The organism is Streptomyces sp. NPDC024632 (assembly GCF_055559175.1).
Window position 1 is genome coordinate 1 of sequence record NZ_JBVHLD010000013.1, and the last position, 17,335, is coordinate 17,335.

General features: G+C 73.2%; 10 protein-coding genes and 1 riboswitch. Of the genes, 7 read left to right on the forward strand and 3 right to left on the reverse strand.

Annotated elements, in window-relative coordinates; all coding sequences use genetic code 11:
* Positions 1 to 163 precede the first annotated feature (163 nt).
* The 3 genes from ACZ37P_RS25690 (at position 164) to ACZ37P_RS25700 (ending at position 4,447) form a co-directional block, all read left to right on the forward strand.
* Complete coding sequence (locus tag ACZ37P_RS25690; protein ID WP_467348815.1) at positions 164 to 1,009, forward strand: undecaprenyl-diphosphate phosphatase; 846 nt, start codon at positions 164 to 166, stop codon at positions 1,007 to 1,009.
* 129 nt (positions 1,010 to 1,138) lie between these two features.
* Positions 1,139 to 1,360, forward strand: a riboswitch (cobalamin riboswitch).
* Positions 1,361 to 1,525: 165 nt separating this feature from the next.
* A complete protein-coding gene (gene metE / locus ACZ37P_RS25695) occupies positions 1,526 to 3,835 on the forward strand; it encodes a 5-methyltetrahydropteroyltriglutamate--homocysteine S-methyltransferase (protein ID WP_467348816.1) in 2,310 nt (769 codons plus the stop codon).
* Positions 3,836 to 4,093: 258 nt separating this feature from the next.
* The gene (locus ACZ37P_RS25700) at positions 4,094 to 4,447 is read left to right on the forward strand and encodes a hypothetical protein (protein WP_467348818.1); all 354 of its coding nucleotides are present in this window, start codon (positions 4,094 to 4,096) and stop codon (positions 4,445 to 4,447) included.
* 36 nt (positions 4,448 to 4,483) lie between these two features.
* On the opposite strand, the gene ACZ37P_RS25705 is transcribed toward ACZ37P_RS25700, so the two are convergent.
* The 3 genes from ACZ37P_RS25705 to ACZ37P_RS25715 all read right to left on the reverse strand — a co-directional run bounded on the left by ACZ37P_RS25705 (position 4,484) and on the right by ACZ37P_RS25715 (position 8,817).
* Positions 4,484 to 5,581, reverse strand: coding sequence for a Gfo/Idh/MocA family protein (locus ACZ37P_RS25705; protein ID WP_467348820.1), 1,098 nt, complete (start codon positions 5,579 to 5,581; stop codon positions 4,484 to 4,486).
* A complete protein-coding gene (locus ACZ37P_RS25710) occupies positions 5,578 to 6,444 on the reverse strand; it encodes an alpha/beta hydrolase (RefSeq protein ID WP_467348822.1) in 867 nt (288 codons plus the stop codon). The genes ACZ37P_RS25705 and ACZ37P_RS25710 overlap by 4 nt, the downstream gene beginning before the upstream one ends.
* Positions 6,445 to 6,582: 138 nt before the next feature.
* Positions 6,583 to 8,817: a hypothetical protein gene (locus ACZ37P_RS25715; RefSeq protein WP_467348824.1), complete on the reverse strand. Its 2,235-nt coding sequence runs from the start codon at positions 8,815 to 8,817 to the stop codon at positions 6,583 to 6,585.
* 198 nt (positions 8,818 to 9,015) lie between these two features.
* Between ACZ37P_RS25715 and ACZ37P_RS25720 the strand changes: the two genes are divergently transcribed.
* The 4 genes from ACZ37P_RS25720 to ACZ37P_RS25735 all read left to right on the forward strand — a co-directional run bounded on the left by ACZ37P_RS25720 (position 9,016) and on the right by ACZ37P_RS25735 (position 17,334).
* Positions 9,016 to 10,044 carry a LacI family DNA-binding transcriptional regulator gene (locus ACZ37P_RS25720; RefSeq protein WP_391048314.1) on the forward strand — a complete coding sequence of 343 codons (1,029 nt, stop codon included), beginning with the start codon at positions 9,016 to 9,018 and terminating at the stop codon, positions 10,042 to 10,044.
* Positions 10,045 to 10,207: 163 nt separating this feature from the next.
* Entirely contained in the window at positions 10,208 to 13,267 is a 3,060-nt protein-coding gene (locus ACZ37P_RS25725; protein ID WP_467348826.1) for a glycoside hydrolase family 2 TIM barrel-domain containing protein, read from the forward strand.
* An 86-nt stretch (positions 13,268 to 13,353) separates the two neighbouring features.
* Positions 13,354 to 14,418 (forward strand): LacI family DNA-binding transcriptional regulator, encoded by a 1,065-nt coding sequence (locus ACZ37P_RS25730; protein WP_467348827.1) that lies wholly within the window; start codon positions 13,354 to 13,356, stop codon positions 14,416 to 14,418.
* A 708-nt stretch (positions 14,419 to 15,126) separates the two neighbouring features.
* Entirely contained in the window at positions 15,127 to 17,334 is a 2,208-nt protein-coding gene (locus tag ACZ37P_RS25735; RefSeq protein WP_467348829.1) for a hypothetical protein, read from the forward strand.
* The last annotated feature ends 1 nt before the right edge of the window (position 17,335 follow it).

Below are 17,335 nucleotides of genomic sequence, written 5' to 3' on the forward strand. Positions count from 1 at the left end.
CCCCCCCCCCCCCCCCCCCCCCCCCCCCCCCCCCCCCCCCCCCCCCCCCCCCCCCCCCCCCCCCCCCCCCCCCCCCCCCCCCCCCCCCCCCCCGCCCCGGACTCCGCACGCCGTCGCCCGCTTCACCCACCCTCCCCTCGAACTCTCCCCGGAGCACCCCGCCGTGTCCTGGTTCACCGCCGCTGTCCTGGGCCTTGTGCAGGGTCTGACCGAATTCCTGCCGGTGTCGTCGAGCGCGCACATACGCGTGGTCTCCGTCCTCGCCGGATGGGACGACCCCGGAGCGGCCTTCACCGCGGTCACCCAACTGGGCACGGAGACCGCCGTGCTGATCTACTTCCGGCGCGACATCGCCACCATCGTCAAGGCGTGGACCGCGTCGCTGTTCCACCCCGAGCGCCGCAAGGACCACGACGCGCGGATGGGCTGGTTCGTGATCGTCGGTACGGTCCCGATCGCCGTCCTGGGCGCGGCATTCCAGCACACCATCGAGAACGGCCTGCGCGACCTGCGGATCACCGGCACCGTCCTGATCCTGTTCGGACTCGTCCTGGCGGTCGCCGACCGCACCCGCGCCGTGCGCCGCCCCAAGCCGATCACTGAGCTGACCTTCCGGCACTCCCTCTGGTACGGCGTGGCGCAGTCGCTCGCCCTGATCCCCGGCGTCTCCCGCTCCGGCGGCACCATCAGCGCCGGACTGTTCCTCGGCTACAGCCGCGAGGCCGCCGCGCGCTACTCGTTCCTGCTGGCCATCCCCGCCGTGCTGGCCTCCGGCGGCCTGGAGCTGTTCAAGCTCGGCAGCGGCCCGGCGCCCGCCTGGGGCCCGACGATGCTGGCGACGGTCATCGCCTTCGCGGTGGGCTACGCGGCCATCGCCTGGTTCCTGAAGTACATCTCCCACCGCAGCTTCACGCCGTTCGTGATCTACCGGGTGCTGCTCGGTGTGGTCATCATCGCGCTGGTGGCGACGGGCGCGGTCGCGGCGGGCGCGGGCGCCACCTCCGGCTAGAGCGCGCACCAGGCCAGGAGCGGGCCAGGAGCGGGCCAGGGCCGCGTCATGGCCGGGTCAGGACCGGTTCAGGGCCGGGGCCGCCGTCCGGAATGTGGTCCGGCGTGACCGGAGCATGGTCCGCGCTCTAGCCTGGCCGGTGCGACAGGTTCGCGTCCGTCAGCCAGGCGGTCGCGTCGTAAGAGGGAACCCGGTGCGAATCCGGGACTGCCCCGCAGCGGTGAGTGGGAACGACCGCCGTCATACGCACTGGGTCCGACGTACCGGACCTGGGAAGCGACGGTCAGTAGGTGTCCGCCTCAGGCGGACGTGCCCGCGAGTCCGAAGACCTGCCCGTCGCCCGTACGCGACCGTTCGCGTACGGATATCCCGGTGACCTCGTGGGCGGGTCGGCGTGCATATCGGACGGACCGGTGCCATTGCGGGGCACTGTGGGTCCGTCGGGTCTGTCACCTCCCTTTCGCGCTCGCGTCCCGTCGCCGGGAGGCCAGGAGTCATCTCGCGAAGGAGATTTCCGTGACAGCGAAGTCCGCAGCCGCGGCAGCACGGGCCACCGTGTACGGCTACCCCCGCCAGGGTGAGAACCGTGAACTGAAGAAGGCCGTCGAGGGCTACTGGAAGGGCCGCGTCACCGCCGACGCCCTCCGGGAGACCGCGGCTGACCTGCGCCGCTCGACCTGGCGGAAGCTGGCCGAGGCGGGCGTCCACGAGGTGCCGACCGGCGACTTCTCGTACTACGACCACATGCTGGACACCAGTGTCATGGTCGGCGCCGTCCCCCCGAGGCACCGGTCGGCCGTCACCGCGGACGCGCTCGACGGCTACTTCGCGATGGCCCGCGGCACGCAGGAGGTGGCGCCGCTGGAGATGACCAAGTGGTTCGACACGAACTACCACTACCTGGTCCCCGAACTGGGCCCCGACACCGTCTTCACCGCCGACTCCGCCAAGCAGGTCGCCGAGTTCAAGGAAGCCGCCGCGCTCGGCCACACCGCCCGGCCCGTCCTGGTCGGCCCGGTCACGTATCTGCTGCTCGCCAAGCCCGCCCCCGGCGTCGCCGCCGACTTCGAGCCGCTGACGCTGCTCGACCGGCTGCTGCCCGTCTACGCCGAAGTCCTCGCCGACCTGCGCGCCGCGGGCGCCACCTGGGCGCAGCTCGACGAGCCCGCGCTCGTCCAGGACCGCACCCCGGCCGAACTGAACGCCGTCGCCCGCGCCTACCGCGACCTCGGCGGCCTCACCGACCGGCCGAAGCTGCTGGTCGCCTCGTACTTCGACCGGCTCGGCGAGGCGCTGCCCGTCCTGGCCAAGGCCCCGGTCGAGGGTCTGGCGCTGGACTTCACCGACGCCGCCGCCGCGAATCTGGACGGCCTCGCCGCCGTCGGCGGACTGCCGGGCAAGCGGCTCGTCGCGGGCGTCGTCAACGGCCGCAACATCTGGATCAACGACTACGAGAAGTCGCTGGCCACCCTCGCCACCCTCCTCGGCTTCGCCGACCGCGTCGACGTGGCCGCGTCCTGCTCGCTGCTGCACGTCCCGCTCGACACCGCGCCCGAACGCGACATCGACCCCCGGATTCTGGGCTGGCTCGCCTTCGCCGCGCAGAAGACCACCGAGATCGTGACGCTCGCCAAGGGCCTGGCCGAGGGCACCGACACCATCGCCGCCGAGATCGCCGCCAACCGTGCCGCCCTCGCCTCCCGCGCCGCCTCCCCGATCACCCGCGACCCGGCCGTACGCGCCAGGAGCGCGGCCGTCACCGACGCCGACGGGCGCCGCTCCCAGCCGTACACCGAGCGCGCCGCCGCCCAGCGCGCCCGGCTCGGCCTGCCGCTGCTGCCGACCACCACCATCGGCTCGTTCCCGCAGACCGACGACCTGCGCGCCGCCCGCGCCGACCTGCGGGCCGGCCGGATCGACACCGCGGGGTACGAGGAGCGGATCAGGGCCGAGATCGGCGAGGTCGTCTCCTTCCAGGAGAAGACCGGCCTCGACGTGCTCGTGCACGGCGAACCCGAACGCAACGACATGGTGCAGTACTTCGCCGAGCAGCTCACCGGCTACCTCGCCACCCGGCACGGCTGGGTGCAGTCCTACGGCACCCGGTACGTGCGCCCGCCGGTCCTGGCCGGGGACATCTCCCGGCCGGAGCCGATGACGGTGCGCTGGACGTCGTACGCCCAGTCGCTCACCGACCGCCCGGTCAAGGGCATGCTCACCGGTCCCGTCACCATGCTGGCCTGGTCCTTCGTCCGCGACGACCAGCCGCTCGGCGACACCGCGCGGCAGGTCGCGCTCGCCCTGCGCGACGAGGTCACCGACCTCGAGGCCGCGGGCACCTGCGTGATCCAGGTCGACGAGCCCGCGCTGCGCGAGACCCTGCCGCTGCGCGCCGCCGACCGGCCCGCGTACCTGGACTGGGCCACCGAGGCGTTCCGGCTCACCACCGGCGCCGTCGCTCCCGGCACCCAGATCCACACCCACATGTGCTACGCCGAGTTCGGCGACATCGTCCAGGCCATCGACGACCTCGACGCCGACGTCATCAGCCTGGAGGCCGCCCGCTCCCACATGCAGGTCGCCACCGAACTGGCCTCGCACGGCTACCCGCGCGAGGCGGGACCCGGCGTGTACGACATCCACTCGCCGCGGGTGCCCGACGCGGCGGAGGCGGCCTCGCTGCTGCGCGAGGGCCTGCTCGCCATCCCCGCCGAGCGGCTGTGGGTCAACCCCGACTGCGGCCTGAAGACCCGCGGCTGGCCCGAGACGAAGGCGTCGCTGGAGAACCTGGTGGCGGCGGCCCGTACGGTGCGCGCCGAGCTGTGAGGCTCCGGCCGACGGCCGCGTGACGCGGTCGCGACGGCCGGGAGGGACGCGCGGAGCCTTCGCCGTCTCTCCCGGCCGGGCGCGCCGCCGCCTGTCCCGGCTCGACGCGGTGTGCGTACGGCGCGTGTGGCGTATGCGACGCGTACGGCCCGTATGGCCCCTCCGGCCCGTATGGCGAGACCCTCCCGGCTCCCCGCGCGCACGCCGGGCCTACAGTCATGCGCAGTGGTGGTTCTCGTCGGCGGGGGGAGTACGGCGATGCGCGGCGCGACATGGGGATGGCGGATCGTCCAGGGCCTGTACATGGCGGTCGTGGCCGTCCTGGCGGTGCTCGGCGCCGTCACCGGGACGAGCCTTCCGTACCTGCTGGCCGTGGCCGTGACCCTGCCCTTCGGGATGGCGGCACTGGTCCTCGTCTACGGCGGCTACGCGCTGCTCAAGGGGGTCGGCGGGCTGTGGGCGTCCACCACGAACGCCGACGGCGACGACGCCGCCTGGCTCAGCGCGGGCAGCGCGACGCTCAACGTCGTCCTCCTGATCGCCGCGGCCCTCGCCAACGTCCTGCTCCTCGAGTACCTGCGCCGCCGGAGCCCGCGCACCGCCCGGCGGTGAGGGCGCGGCGCTCGGGCCGGGGGAGCGCGGGAGCCGTCAGGGAGAGGGCGGGGCACCCCACCAGGACCGGTGGAAGGGGTCGTCGGCGCCGATCGAGCCCCGCGGGACCGGGCGGCCGGTCGCGGCCGACTTGTAGAGGGCGGTGACGAATTCGGTGGTGCGGCGCGCGTCGGCCGCCGTGTGCTCGGGCGGCTCGCCCCGCCGCATCCGCGCGACCAGGTCCGCGAGCTGCGGCGCCTGGTGCGCGGGCACCTCGGCGCCGATGGTGTCCCAGCCGGGCGTGGACGGCGGCCGGTCGGGCGCGGGGGTGAACGTCCAGTGCTCGTTGCCGTACGCGTACAGGTGGCGCAGCTCCGTACTGGCCCGCGCGCAGTCGATCCGCAGATACGACTCCTGGCGCGCCGACACGACGCTGTTCACGATCGACGCCTGCGCGCCGGAGGCGAAGGCGACATGGGCGAGGGACACGTCCTCCGTCTCGATGTCCCGGTCGACCGTCGCGATCCGCGCGCTCACCTCCGCCCAGTCGGGCATCAGCCACAGCATCAGGTCCATGGCGTGGATGCCCTGCGTGACGGTGGCACCGCCCAGTTCGGTGGCGCGCCGACCGCGCCACGGGGCCGCGTAGTAATCCGCGCCCCGGTACCAGGTGGTCTGGCACAGCGCCAGCAGCGGCGGCCCGAGCACACCGTCGCGCAGCAGACCGCGTACGTGCGCGGCGCCCGACCCCGCCCGCCACTGGAAGACCGGCGCGCAGCAGCGGCCCGTCGCGCGCTCCGCGGCCAGAATCCGGTCGTGGTCGGCCAGCGAACCGCACAGCGGCTTCTCGCAGTAGACCCAGGCACCCGCCTCCAGCGCGGCCACCGTCAGATCGGTGTGGGTGAACGACGGGGAGCAGATCACCACCAGGTCGGGCCGTTCGACGGCCAGCAGTTCCAGCGGGTCGTCGTAACCGCGCGCGATGCCGTGCCGCGCCGCGAAATCCCCGGCCCGCGCCGGGTCGGAGTCCGCGACCGCCACCAGGTCGAGCTGCCCGGACAACGCCCGGATCGCCGGGACATGGGCGTCGTCCGCGATGCTGCCCGCGCCGATCAGCGCCGTACGGTAGGGAAGGTCTCCGGCCGGCCGGGTCATATGGTGCCCCCCTGGGCCGTCATGCCGCGCGCGAGCCACCGCGCGGTCACCGCGATCGCCTCGGGCTCGTGCTCGGGGGAGTGGAAACCGTGGCCGGCGCCGGGCAGCGGGCGGAATTCCCAGTGCGGGACCGTCGCCGCGACGTCACGGGCGATGTCGAAGGAGACGCAGTCGTCGCGGTCCCCGTGCAGGACGAGGGCGGGCGGGCCGCCCGCGGTGTAGGCGTCGATCGGCCGGTGGGCGGCCAGCTCCGCGAACAGCACCCGGCCCAGGGCGAACCGGCCGCCGATCAGCAGCTCCCCGTGCTCGGCGAGGCCCTTCAGCGGACCCGGTCCGAAGTTCGCCAGCCCCCAGGGGAGTTCGGGTTCGAGGAAGGTCCGGCGCAGGTCGAGGACGGGATTCCACAGCACCAGGCGGGCCAGCCGCCCGCCCAGCCAGGGCATCGACAGGCCGGTGGACACGGCGCCGAAGCTCGCCGCCACCACCGCCAGCGGACCGGGCAACTCCCGCTCGGCGTAGGCCGCGACGGCCGCCAGGTCCAGCATCTCCCCGGCGATTGTCACACCTTGCGGAGCGCCGCCGCTTTTCCCGTGCCCGCGGAAGCTGAACCGCAGCGCGGTCAGGCCCTGTTCGGCCAGCCGCTGGGCGAGCCGTACGAACGCCCCGCCCTCGTCCAGATCCGCGGAGATTCCGTGGACCAGGAGCACCGTGCCCTCGGGGCCCGTTCCGGACCTGGTCCCTGGCCTGCTCCCGGCCCCTGTTCCGGCCCCTGTACCGGGGGCTCCGGACGCGGGGCGGTGCACGACGGCGTCCAGCTCGACGCCGTCGGATGCGACCACCCGCACCCGTTGTCCGTCCGTCACGGAAACTCCCTGTCTGCTCGATGTGTTGACGTCATCCCCACGGATCGACACATGACGACGTGCAGCGGCTGGTACCGGCGCGCATCGGCGCGGACGAGCGGCACCCCTCCGGCCGCCCGTCCGCGCACCCGCGCGTCCCTACGGCGTCCAGCGGTACAGCAGCACCTTGTTGAACAGGTCGTCCTCGACCTGGACCAGATAGTCGCCGTTGGACCTGCGGGTCGCGGTGATGCCGTACGGCACGTCGACCCACCCCGTACGTTCCACGCCGCCGACGTTGGCGCCGGGCTGCCAGGTCCCGACCGGGCTGGCGTCGGCGGCCCTCCACACCCAGATCTGCCCGCGCGTCGCGATACCGGAGATGAAGATGTAGTCGCCCGCGAAGGCCAGACTCACCATGGTCACGATCGGGTTGGCGGCGGTGTCCCAGGGCAGCAGCAGCGTCCAGGTCGGGGTGCGGTTGCCGGTGCTCCACTTGTCGTAGCGCACCAGGACCTTGCCGCACTCCTTCCAGTGGGCGTTGTCGAAGACCTGGTCAGGGGTGTAGCCGACCATGTACATCACGTCGGTGGCCACGTCGTAGTGCAGACGGCGGACGACGCTGAACGGCGCGGGCAGCGCGATCGTCTCCCGGCTCGCGTACGTGTAGACCGGGTTGCCCTGCGCGTCGAAGCCCTGCAACGGGTAGCGGCGCAGGTCGCGGTCGCCGCCCTCCCAGATGTCGCCCCGGTCGTCGACGTACCAGACCCAGCAGTTGCCGGGGGAGTTGCTGCCGTCGCCCGGCTGGAAGAACTCCCCGGCCTCGAAGGCGCCGTTGCCGCTCAGGTCGCGCCAGATCCACTGACCCGAGGCGGGCTGGTTCGGCGGCCAGTTGGGGTCGTCGCCCGGATCGGCGCCCGACCAGTGCGCCTTGAAGATCGCCCCCGACGGCTTCGCGATCTCGCCCTGGAAGCGGTAGATGAGCAGGTGACCGCAGTACATGCCCGTCACGTACATGTACATCTGCCCGTTGAGCCGCTTCAGGAAGGGCGAGGTGGCGTGGTGGTGATGGCCGGGCAGGAACAGCCGCGCGTCCTGCGGGTAGTTGACCGAGTCGAGGGTGTAGCCGCGCCAGGTCGCGTCGGTGCCGGGCTGCCGCGCGTAGTTGACGGTGTAGTGATTCTGCTTGGTGTAGACCTCGACGCCGTCGGAGGCCGGGTCGAAGTCGGCGGAGTCCACGAAGGCGCTGCCCTGGAGCTGCCACACCACGGCCCCGGCCGCGCTGAACTTCCGCAGCCAGGTGCCGAATTCGTACATCGCGACATAGACGTTGCCCGCGGCGTCGCCGCCGACGCCGACGATGCCGAAGAACTTGTCCGCGGTGACCCGGCCCGGTGTCCCCGCGCCGATGCCGCCCGCCTGGCCGAGGCTGCGGGCCCGGGTGGGCGTACCGGACAGGCCGGTGTACGTGTGGACTTGGCGCAGCGGGCCGTTGTCGCCGACGAGGAGGTCGCCGTGGACGTCCACGGCGAGCGAGGTGGGCAGCCAGTCGGCGGAGGGGCCGCTGATCGTTCCGGCCAGCGCCGCGCCGGTGTTGGAGAAGTGCAGGATCTGCGCCGGATGCGCGGGGTCGGCGTGCCAGAAGTGGCCGTCGTTGGCGTCGCGCGTGACATTCGCGACCACCCAGATCTCGCCGTTGGCGCCGATCGCCACCGCGCCGGGCTTGTTGACGCTCCAACTGCGCAGCAGCGCACCGCTGGCGGCGTCGAAGACCTTGACGAGGTTGGCCGCCCGGTCGGTGGCGACCACCTGCGTCGCCGAGGCCGCGGCGGCGGCGGGCGAACTGCCCACGGCGTAGGTCAGCGAGGTGGCGGCGCCGTTCAGGCCGAAGCGCGTCAGGCCGTTGCCGACGCTGAGATAGACGTACGAGTCGTTGACCGCCACCGCGTCGCCGTTCGCGCCGTGGCAGTTCCCGATGAGATGGCCGTCATTGTAGATGCCGGCGTAGTTCCCGCCCTCGTCCCAGAAGCTGACGGTGTAGACGGTGCCGTCCTTGGCGACGGCGATGTTGAAGACGAAGTCCTGCACCCACTCGGTGGCCCCGGAGAAGGTGTTCCCGGTCCAGGAAGTGACCACGTTCGGCAGGGTGTTGGTCGGGATCGCGGTGGCCACCGGGGGCGCGGCGAGCGGTCCTGACGCGCCGGTGGGCGCGGCGGGCGGCGGGGCGGCGGCCCGCGCCGCGGAGGTGACGGCGGCCGGAAGCGCCACGGCGGCTCCGGCGACGATCGCGGCGTTCCTGCCGTAGGCCAGCATCCGCCGGCGGGAGACCGCGCCGGTACCGCGCGGGGTGTGACGGGGTGCGGGGGGATTGTCTGCGGGTTCCTGCTCGCTCATGTTCGGGGTCCTCCGTCGTGGGGCCGACACCTTCGAGCCGGTCTGGCGGTACACGAGTGACCGTTCACTTGACGGGAGGTAAAGCTAGGACTCGCCGCACCCGGCGTCAATGGCGCGTACCTCTTCCGCTCGGCGGCGATCGGTTCTACGATGAGTGACGCGTCATGTGAACGGTCACTGAAGAATCGAGGATGCCCCGTGTCGGACCGGCCGACTCTGCGTACCGTCGCGGCCGAGGCGGGTGTCTCCCACCAGACGGTCTCCCGCGTGATCAACGGCGACCGTACGGTCACCGACGCCGTACGCGACCGGGTGCTGGTCGCCATGCGGACGCTCGACTACCGGCCGAGCGCCGGTGCCCGCGCCCTGGCCAGCGGCCGTACCGAGGTGATCGGCGTCGTCCTGCCGCACAACCCCGGATTCGCCTTCTCCAACGACCACTTGATCCGCCTGGTGCAGGGCGCGGACCAGGAACTGACCTCGCGCGGCTACGGGTTGCTGCTGTCCACCCGCGAGGTGGCCGACGAACCCGCGTCCGCCTACCGCCGGTTCGTCCAGCGCCGCCAGGTCGACGGCCTGCTGGTCGAGGCCGGAACCGGCGGGGAGTCGCTGCCCGCCCTGCGGTCCGCCGGATATCCCACCGTGGTCATCGGCTACACCGCCGAAGACCTCACCTGCGTCCACCCCGACGACGAGGGCGGCGCCTACGCCGTCGCCCAGCACCTGCTGGCCCTCGGCCACCGCCGGATCGGCGTGGTCAACGGCCCGCGGGAGAACCGGCTCGCGATGGCCGCCCGGCTGCGCGGGCTGCACCGCGCCCTGGCCGACGCGCACCGCACTGTCCCCGACGACCTCATGGAGCACGGCGACTTCACCGCCGCTTCCGGCTACGCGGCGGCCGAACGGCTCATGGCCCACCCGGAACCGCCCACCGCGATCTTCGCCTTCAACGACGGCATGGCCCTGGGCGCGCTGCGCTGGCTGCGCGAGCACGGACACGCCCTGCCCGCCGACGTGTCCGTGGCGGGCTTCGACGACACCGAGGCCGCCGACCTCGTCGACCCGACGCTGACCAGCGTCAACCTGCACAGCGTCGACGTGGGCCGGCGCGCCGCGCAGATCCTGCTCGACCTGCTGGACGGCCGCCCGCCGGCCCAGCGCGAGAACGTCATGCCCAGCACGCTCAAGGTCCGCGCTTCCACAGCGCCGCCGCGCGCGGCCGGTTGAGCACCCGCCGCCCCGCGCGATCCCGCCCCGCGTCAGCCCCGCTTCGCGCAAGCCCGCCGTACATCGGCCCCGCCCCGCGCGATCCCGCCACCTGACGCGTCAGCCCCGACTCGTACACCCCGAGGTGTACGCCCCAGACCCCCGGAAAGGACCGGTCGCACCGATGGACCACGCCCAGAACCGGAGCGAAAGCCCGGACGCCTGCGCCTACGTCGAGGACGTATCACCCGGCAACGGCCGGCTGCGGCCCCGCGCGTCGTTCGACTCCGACGCACCCGCCCTCGACCTGAACGGCGACTGGAGCTTCCGGCTCGGCGACGGTCTCCACGACGTGACCGTGGGCTTCGAGGCCCCGGAGTTCGACGCCGCCGAGTGGACGACCGTCCCCGTGCCCTCGTCCTGGCAGATGGACGGCGTCCCCGGACCCGGCCGCTTCGGCACACCCGCGTACACCAACGTCACCTTCCCGATCCCCGTCGACCCGCCGCGCGTGCCCGACGAGAACCCGACAGGCGAGTACCGCAGGGAGTTCGACGTCGCGGAGGGCTTCGCTGACGGCGGCACCGCGGTGCTCCGCTTCGAGGGCGTCGACTCCGCCTTCGCGGTCTGGCTCAACGGCCGGCCGCTCGGCGACGGCAAGGGCAGCCGGCTGCCCACCGAATTCGACGTCACCGACACCCTGCGGACCGGCCGCAATGTGCTGGCCGTACGGGTCCACCAGTGGTCCTCCGCCAGCTACTTGGAAGACCAGGACATGTGGTGGCTGTCGGGTGTCTTCCGCCCCGTACGGCTGCTGGTCCGGCCGGCCGGCGGCATCGCCGACTTCTTCGTGCACGCCGACTACGACCACCACTCCGGCACCGGCACCCTGCGGGTCGACGTCGACGGCGCGGGCGACGCGCGCCTGAGCGTCCCCGAACTCGGCATCACCGACGCCGATCCCGCCGGTCCGCACACCGCGCCGGGCGTCACTCCCTGGAGCGACGAACAGCCCCGGCTCTACGCGGGCGAACTCGTCACGGCCACCGAACGCGTCCCGCTGCGTATCGGCTTCCGCCGGGTCGTGGTCGAGGACGGCGTCGTCACCGCCAACGGCAGGCCGCTCGTCTTCCGCGGGGTCAACCGGCACGAATGGGACCCGGTCAGGGGCCGCGCGCTGACCCGCGAGACGATGCTCGCCGACGTGCTGCTGATGAAGCGGCACAACATCAACGCCGTGCGGACCAGCCACTATCCGCCCGCCGCCGCCTTCCTCGACCTCTGCGACGAACACGGCCTGTGGGTGGTCGACGAGTGCGACCTGGAGACCCACGGCTTCTCGGAGAACGGCTGGCGCCGCAACCCCTCAGACGAGCCCGAGTGGCGCCCCGCGCTGCTCGACCGGGCCGAGCGGATGGTCGAGCGCGACAAGAACCACCCCAGCGTCGTGATGTGGTCGCTCGGCAACGAGTCCGGCGTCGGCGCGAATCTCGCGGCCATGGCCGAGTGGATCCGCGACCGCGACCCCGACCGGCTGATCCACTACGAGGGCGACTGGGACGACTGCGCCTACACCGACGTGTACTCGGTGATGTACCCCGACTACGCGTTCGTGGCGGCGGTCGCCGCGCGCCAGGAACCGCTCACCGGCGACCCGGCCAACGACGCCCGCAGGCGCGCGATGCCGTTCCTGCTGTGCGAGTACGCCCACGCGATGGGCAACGGCCCCGGCGGACTGCGCCAGTACCAGGAGCTGTTCGAGAGCAGCCCCCGGCTGGCGGGCGGCTTCGTCTGGGAGTGGATCGACCACGGCGTCGCCCAGCGCGACGAGGAGGGCACGCTCTTCTACGCCTACGGAGGCGACTTCGGCGAGCCCGTCCACGACGGCAACTTCGTCGCCGACGGTCTGGTCTTCCCCGACCGCACCCCCTCTCCCGGACTCCTGGAGTACGCGAAGGTCATCGAGCCGGTCAGGATCACCGCCCGCCGCGACGGCGGCGGAGTCGAGATCCGCAATCTGCACCACACGCGGGACACCGGTTACCTGCGCTGGGTCTGGCTGCTCGAAGTCGACGGCGAGCAGGCGGGGGAGGGCGCGTGGGAGGTGCCGGTGACCGGCCCCGGCGACACCCGCCGCGCGGACTGGCCCGACAGCCTGGCCAAGGCGCTCGCCGCGGCGGGACCGGGGGAGCGCTGGGTGACCCTCAGCGCGCAGCTCGGCGCGGACGAGTCGTGGACCGGAGCCGGGCACACCGTCGCCTGGTCCCAGTTCGCCCCGGACGGCAACGGCGCGACCACGCTGACGGCGGGACCCGCGGGCGCGGCTTCCACCACGACCACGCTGACGGCGGGACCCGCGGGCGCGGCTTCCACCACGACCACCCCTCAGGCGCGCCGCCGCGGAACGATCAGCCTCGGCGCCGGACAGTTCGACGCGGCCGACGGACGGCTGCTCCGCCTCGGTGACCTGGCGCTCGAAGGCCCCCGCGTTGACCTGTGGCGGGCCCCGATCGACAACGACGGCCGGTCGCCGCTCCTGGCCGCCTGGCACCGCAGCGGCCTGCACCGGCTCCGGCACAAGGTGCTGGAGATCTCGGCGGGCGGGGCGAGCCTCACGGTGAGGACCAGGATCGCCCCGGCGGGCCTGGACCTCGCGATGCTGGCGGACTACCACTGGACCACCGGGCCCGGGGACCGGCTCGTGCTCACCGTCGACACCCGGCCCATCGGCATCTGGGAGGTACCGCTGCCCCGGCTCGGCGTCGCGCTGACCCTCCCGGCGGCGCTCGACCGGCTGAGCTGGTTCGGCCTCGGTCCCGGCGAGTCCTACCGGGACAGCGAGGAGGCCGTCCGCGTCGGGCGGTACGCGACCACGGTCGCCGAGGCGCAGACGCCGTACGTGTACCCGCAGGAGAACGGCAACCGGCGGCATGTGCGCTGGGCCCGCCTCACCAGTCCCGAAGGCGACTCCGCGGGGCCCGGTCTGGAGATCACCGGCAGCCCCTGGTTCGACCTGACCGCGCGGCCCTGGTCCACCGCGGCCCTGGCGGCGGCCAGGCACACCGCCGACCTCAGGCCCGACGGCCGTATCCACCTCAATGTCGACCTCGAACACCACGGCCTCGGCAGCGCCTCCTGCGGACACGCGTTGCAGCCCCGGCACCATCTGGCCGCCGTACCGGGCCGCTTCACGCTCGGGTTCGGTCTGACGGAAGGGGAGGCGGCAGCCGATGGCGTAGGGTGATTTCGGCGACCCCGGCGGCGGTATGATCCGAGCGTGAGACAACGTTGGCCCTCCCCTCGGCGCCGCGTCGCCGAGGGGAGCAGCACGTGAGTACACCGAGCCCGAGCGCGGCCCCGCGGCGGCCGACGATGACCGACGTCGCCCGGGAGGCCGACGTCAGTCTCAAAACGGTCTCGCGTGTGGTCAACGGCGTGTCCACCGTCGATCCGGAGATGGCCGAGCGGGTCAGGGCCGCCGTGGTGCGGCTCGGCTTCCGCCGCAACAACATGGCCAGGGACCTGCGCACGCAGTCCACCTCGGCCACGGTCGGCCTGCTCATCGAGGACCTGGCCAACCCGTTCTACGCGGGCATCGCCGCCGCCGCGGCGCAGTGCGCCCTGGAGAACGACACCCTGCTGATCACCGCCAGTTCCGAGGAGGACGCCGAGCGGGAACGCCGACTGCTGTTGCAGATGTGCGAGCGACGCGTCGACGGGCTGCTGGTCGTACCGGCCGGCAGCACCGCCGACCACGTCTACCTGCGCGCGGAGATCGACATGGGCACCCCCACGGTGTTCCTCGACCGGCCGCCCACCAACCTGCGCGCGGACACCGTGCTCATCGACAACGCGGCGGGCGCGCGGTCCGCGATCGAGCACCTGACGGCCCGCGGCCACGAGCGGATCGGCGTGGTCTCGGACTGGCTGAGCATCCACCCCATGGTCGAGCGGCTGTCGGCCGCCGAGACCGCGCTGGAGCGGGCCGGGCTGCCGTACCGCCCCGACCTGATCAGATACGGCCTGCACACCGTGCGCGACACCGAGGCCGCCGTCGAGCGGATGCTCACCGGGCCGCAGCCGCCGACCGCGCTGTTCGCGCTGAACAACCGGCTCACGCTCGGCGTGCTCGGCGCGCTGAACCGGCTCGGCGGCGAGGCCGGCGCGGGCGGCGCGGGCAGCGCCGTCGAAGTGGTGGGCTTCGACGACTTCGAGACCGCCGCGCTGATGGCCCACCCGCTGACCGTGGTGTCCTACGACGCCCGCGCCATCGGCCGGATCGGCGCGGAACTGCTCTTCAGGCGGATCGCGGGGGACAAGTCGCGGCCCCAGACGGTGGTCATCCCCACCACCCTGGTCGAGCACGGCGCGGCGCGGCCGGGCGCCGGACGGTGACCGGCGAGGGGGCCCCGCCGAGTCCCGCGCGGGACTGAACCGGGCCGCCGTCGGTCCTGTTCAGGCCCCGCCCCCCACGCCCACCCCGCACTCACCCCCGCGAACGTCCCCACTCGCCACGCAACCGGCGCGGTCCCGTACCGCTACCGCGCCGAGACTCATGCCGATACGGGCCGCCCCGTGCGCCGTTCCCCGGCCGCCGAGGGCGGCGCGCCACAGTGCGCCCAACGGGATGTCCACCCAGTCCGGTTCGCCGGTGCGGTGGTCCACGACGGGACCCTCGCCGACCCCGGCCCCGACCCCGTCCCCGGCCCCGCCGGGGACGGAGATGTCCGGCGCGTGCGGGTGAACGGCTTGTGACACGGTCGCTCTCCGGATCTCCGCGCGGGATTTCTCTGTCACTCGCGCGAAAACTCTAGGCAACGTTGTCTCAGGTGGCTAGGGTTCAGCACGACCGCCTGCGGAGGGCGGCCGGGTCGGGCCTCCTGCCCCGGTGCTCCTTCCGGTATGCGTGGTTGATCTGCCGACAGCCGTCAGGACGTAGCTGACCAGGAACGAAGGCGCCACCTGTCGGTGAGCGCGCACGGCCGGAGCCGTGGCGCGGGCGTCGTGATCCCCTCCAACCCCCTGGGGGACGCCGCTTGTCTCGTCAGGCAACGTTGTCTCAGCTGGTCAGACATGTTTCCCCGACCTCGGAAAGGAGCGGTGATGGCCGACTTCGCCAGTCCGGCGCGGTTGTGGGCCGCACGCGACGCCCTGTGTGTGCGGGGCGCCTCGGTCAGCCTGCTGACGGACGGCGCGCGGCTGAGCGTTGAGCCCGCGGGCGGTCACGTGGCCGGTGCGGACGGGGGCGCCGGGCGTCCCGTGGACGCCGACGTGCTCGAACTGCGCGCCGACGCGGCCACAACGGCCGTACTGCGGCTGGCCGTTCCGCTCGGCGACGCGGCGGGTTACTGGCATCCGGGGGCGGGCTGGGACCGGCACCTGGTGGCGGACTGGGCCAACCCCTGGCGCACCGTCGGCCTGGTCGACTCCGCGCCGCTGGGCTGCCTGTACGACACGGCGGGCCGCGCGCTGCTGGCCTTCGCGTCCGACCGGATCGCGGCCACCACGCGGGTCAGATTCGGTGTCGGCGAGGAGTCGGCCCGCTTCGGGGTGTGGCTCTCGATGGACCTCGCGGCGGGGGAGACCTGTCGGATTCGCGTCCAGGCCCCGGGCCGCCCGTGGGCCGAGGCCGTACGGGAGGTGACCGGCGGTCTCGCGGACGCCGCGCCGCTGCCCGTACCCGACGCGGCCCGCGCCCCCGCGTACTCGACCTGGTACTCGATGCACCGCGAGCTGACGGCGGCGGGCGTCGAGGCCGAAGCCGTGCTCGCCGCCGAAATGGGCTGCGGGGTGCTGCTGTTGGACGACGGCTGGCAGCTCCACGCGGACGGTCCCGGCTACTCCGGCAGTGGCGCGTGGACCCCGGACCCGGCCAAATTCCCCGACTTCGCCGCGCATGTGAGGACCGTGCAGGGCCTGGACCTGCGGTACGTGGCCTGGATCGCACCCCTGCTGGTCGGCGAACGCACCCCGGCGTACGAGGAGTTGGCGCGGGTCGCGCCGCACGAGGTGACGCGGCTCGGCTGCCGGGTCCTCGACCCGCGCCGCCCGGCCGCCCGGCGCTTCGCCGTCGACTCCTGCGTCGACCTCGTCCAGCGCTACGGCCTGGACGGGCTCAAGATCGACTTCCTGGACTTCGCGATGGCGTACGCGGCGGAGGAGTACGCGGCTGAGGAACTCGCGGGCGGGGACCACGCGGCCGAGGTCCACGCGGTCGAAGTCCATGCGGTCGAAGTCCACAAGGTCGAGGTCCATGGGGCCGACCGGCCGACTGCCGAAGAGAACGCCGCAGACGAGAACGTCAGGACCGGCCGCGATGACGGCACCGGTGCGGGCCGTGGTGCCTCCACAGACGCCGGTACCGGTGTCGCCACCGCCGCCGGACCTGACACCGGCGGAGGCACCGGCACCGGCACCGGTAAGGACACCTGCCGAGGCGTCACCGCGGAGGCGCCCGCCGACCTCGCCGTCGCGGACGTCGCCGATGTGGGCCTGGGCATACGGCTGTTGCTTACCGAACTGCGCGAGCGGCTGCGTGAACTGCGCGGCGACGAGCTGCTGATCGAGCTGCGACAGCCCTACACCGGCCCCGGCATGCGGCGCTTCGGCAACATGCTCCGGGCCGCCGACTGCCCGGGGGACGCCACCGCCAACCGGGTCCGCACGCTGGACACCGGCGTGCTCGCCGGATCGGCGGCGGTCCACTCGGACATGCTGATGTGGGACCCGGCCGCCCCGGCGGAAGCGGCGTCCCGACAGCTGCACTCCGCGCTGTTCTCGGCACCGCAGATCTCCGTCGCGCTGGCCGGACAGAGCGCGGAGCACCGCGCGATGACCGCCTTCTGGCTCGGCGTCCGGCGGACGTACGCCGATGTCCTCGGCCGGGGCGAGATCCGCGCCGGACGCCCCGACCAGCTCCACCAGACGGTGACGGCCGCCCTGGGCCGGCGCGCCGTCATCGCCTGCTACGCCGAACACCACGTCGTCCCGCTCCAGTTGGCGGAGTTCACCGAGGTCGCCCTGGTGAACTCCACCGCCGGGTCGCGCGTGGTCCTGGACATCGAGGACCCCGGCGTCGAGCGGCCGGGCGTGGCGGGCGTGGCAGGCGTGTCGGGCGGGTCGGGCCTGGACATCGAAGCTCCTGGCGTCGCCGGGCCCGGTGTCCGCGTCCGGCTGGACGTCTTCGACGCCTGCGGCAGACCCGCCGCCTCGGGCCCGCGCACGCTCGGCCCCGGACTCACCCCGATCGCCGTCCCGCCCTCCGGCCTGTGCGTCGTCCGGCCGGTGGCACCCGAACAATCCCCGCGCTGAA

Coding starts and splice junctions, on each gene's coding strand:
- ACZ37P_RS25700 (WP_467348818.1), top strand. CDS start 4,094: ATGCGCGGCGCGACATGGGGATGGCGGATCGTCCAGGGCCTGTACATG.
- ACZ37P_RS25705 (WP_467348820.1), bottom strand. CDS start 5,581: ATGACCCGGCCGGCCGGAGACCTTCCCTACCGTACGGCGCTGATCGGC.
- ACZ37P_RS25715 (WP_467348824.1), bottom strand. CDS start 8,817: ATGAGCGAGCAGGAACCCGCAGACAATCCCCCCGCACCCCGTCACACC.
- ACZ37P_RS25725 (WP_467348826.1), top strand. CDS start 10,208: ATGGACCACGCCCAGAACCGGAGCGAAAGCCCGGACGCCTGCGCCTAC.
- ACZ37P_RS25735 (WP_467348829.1), top strand. CDS start 15,127: ATGGCCGACTTCGCCAGTCCGGCGCGGTTGTGGGCCGCACGCGACGCC.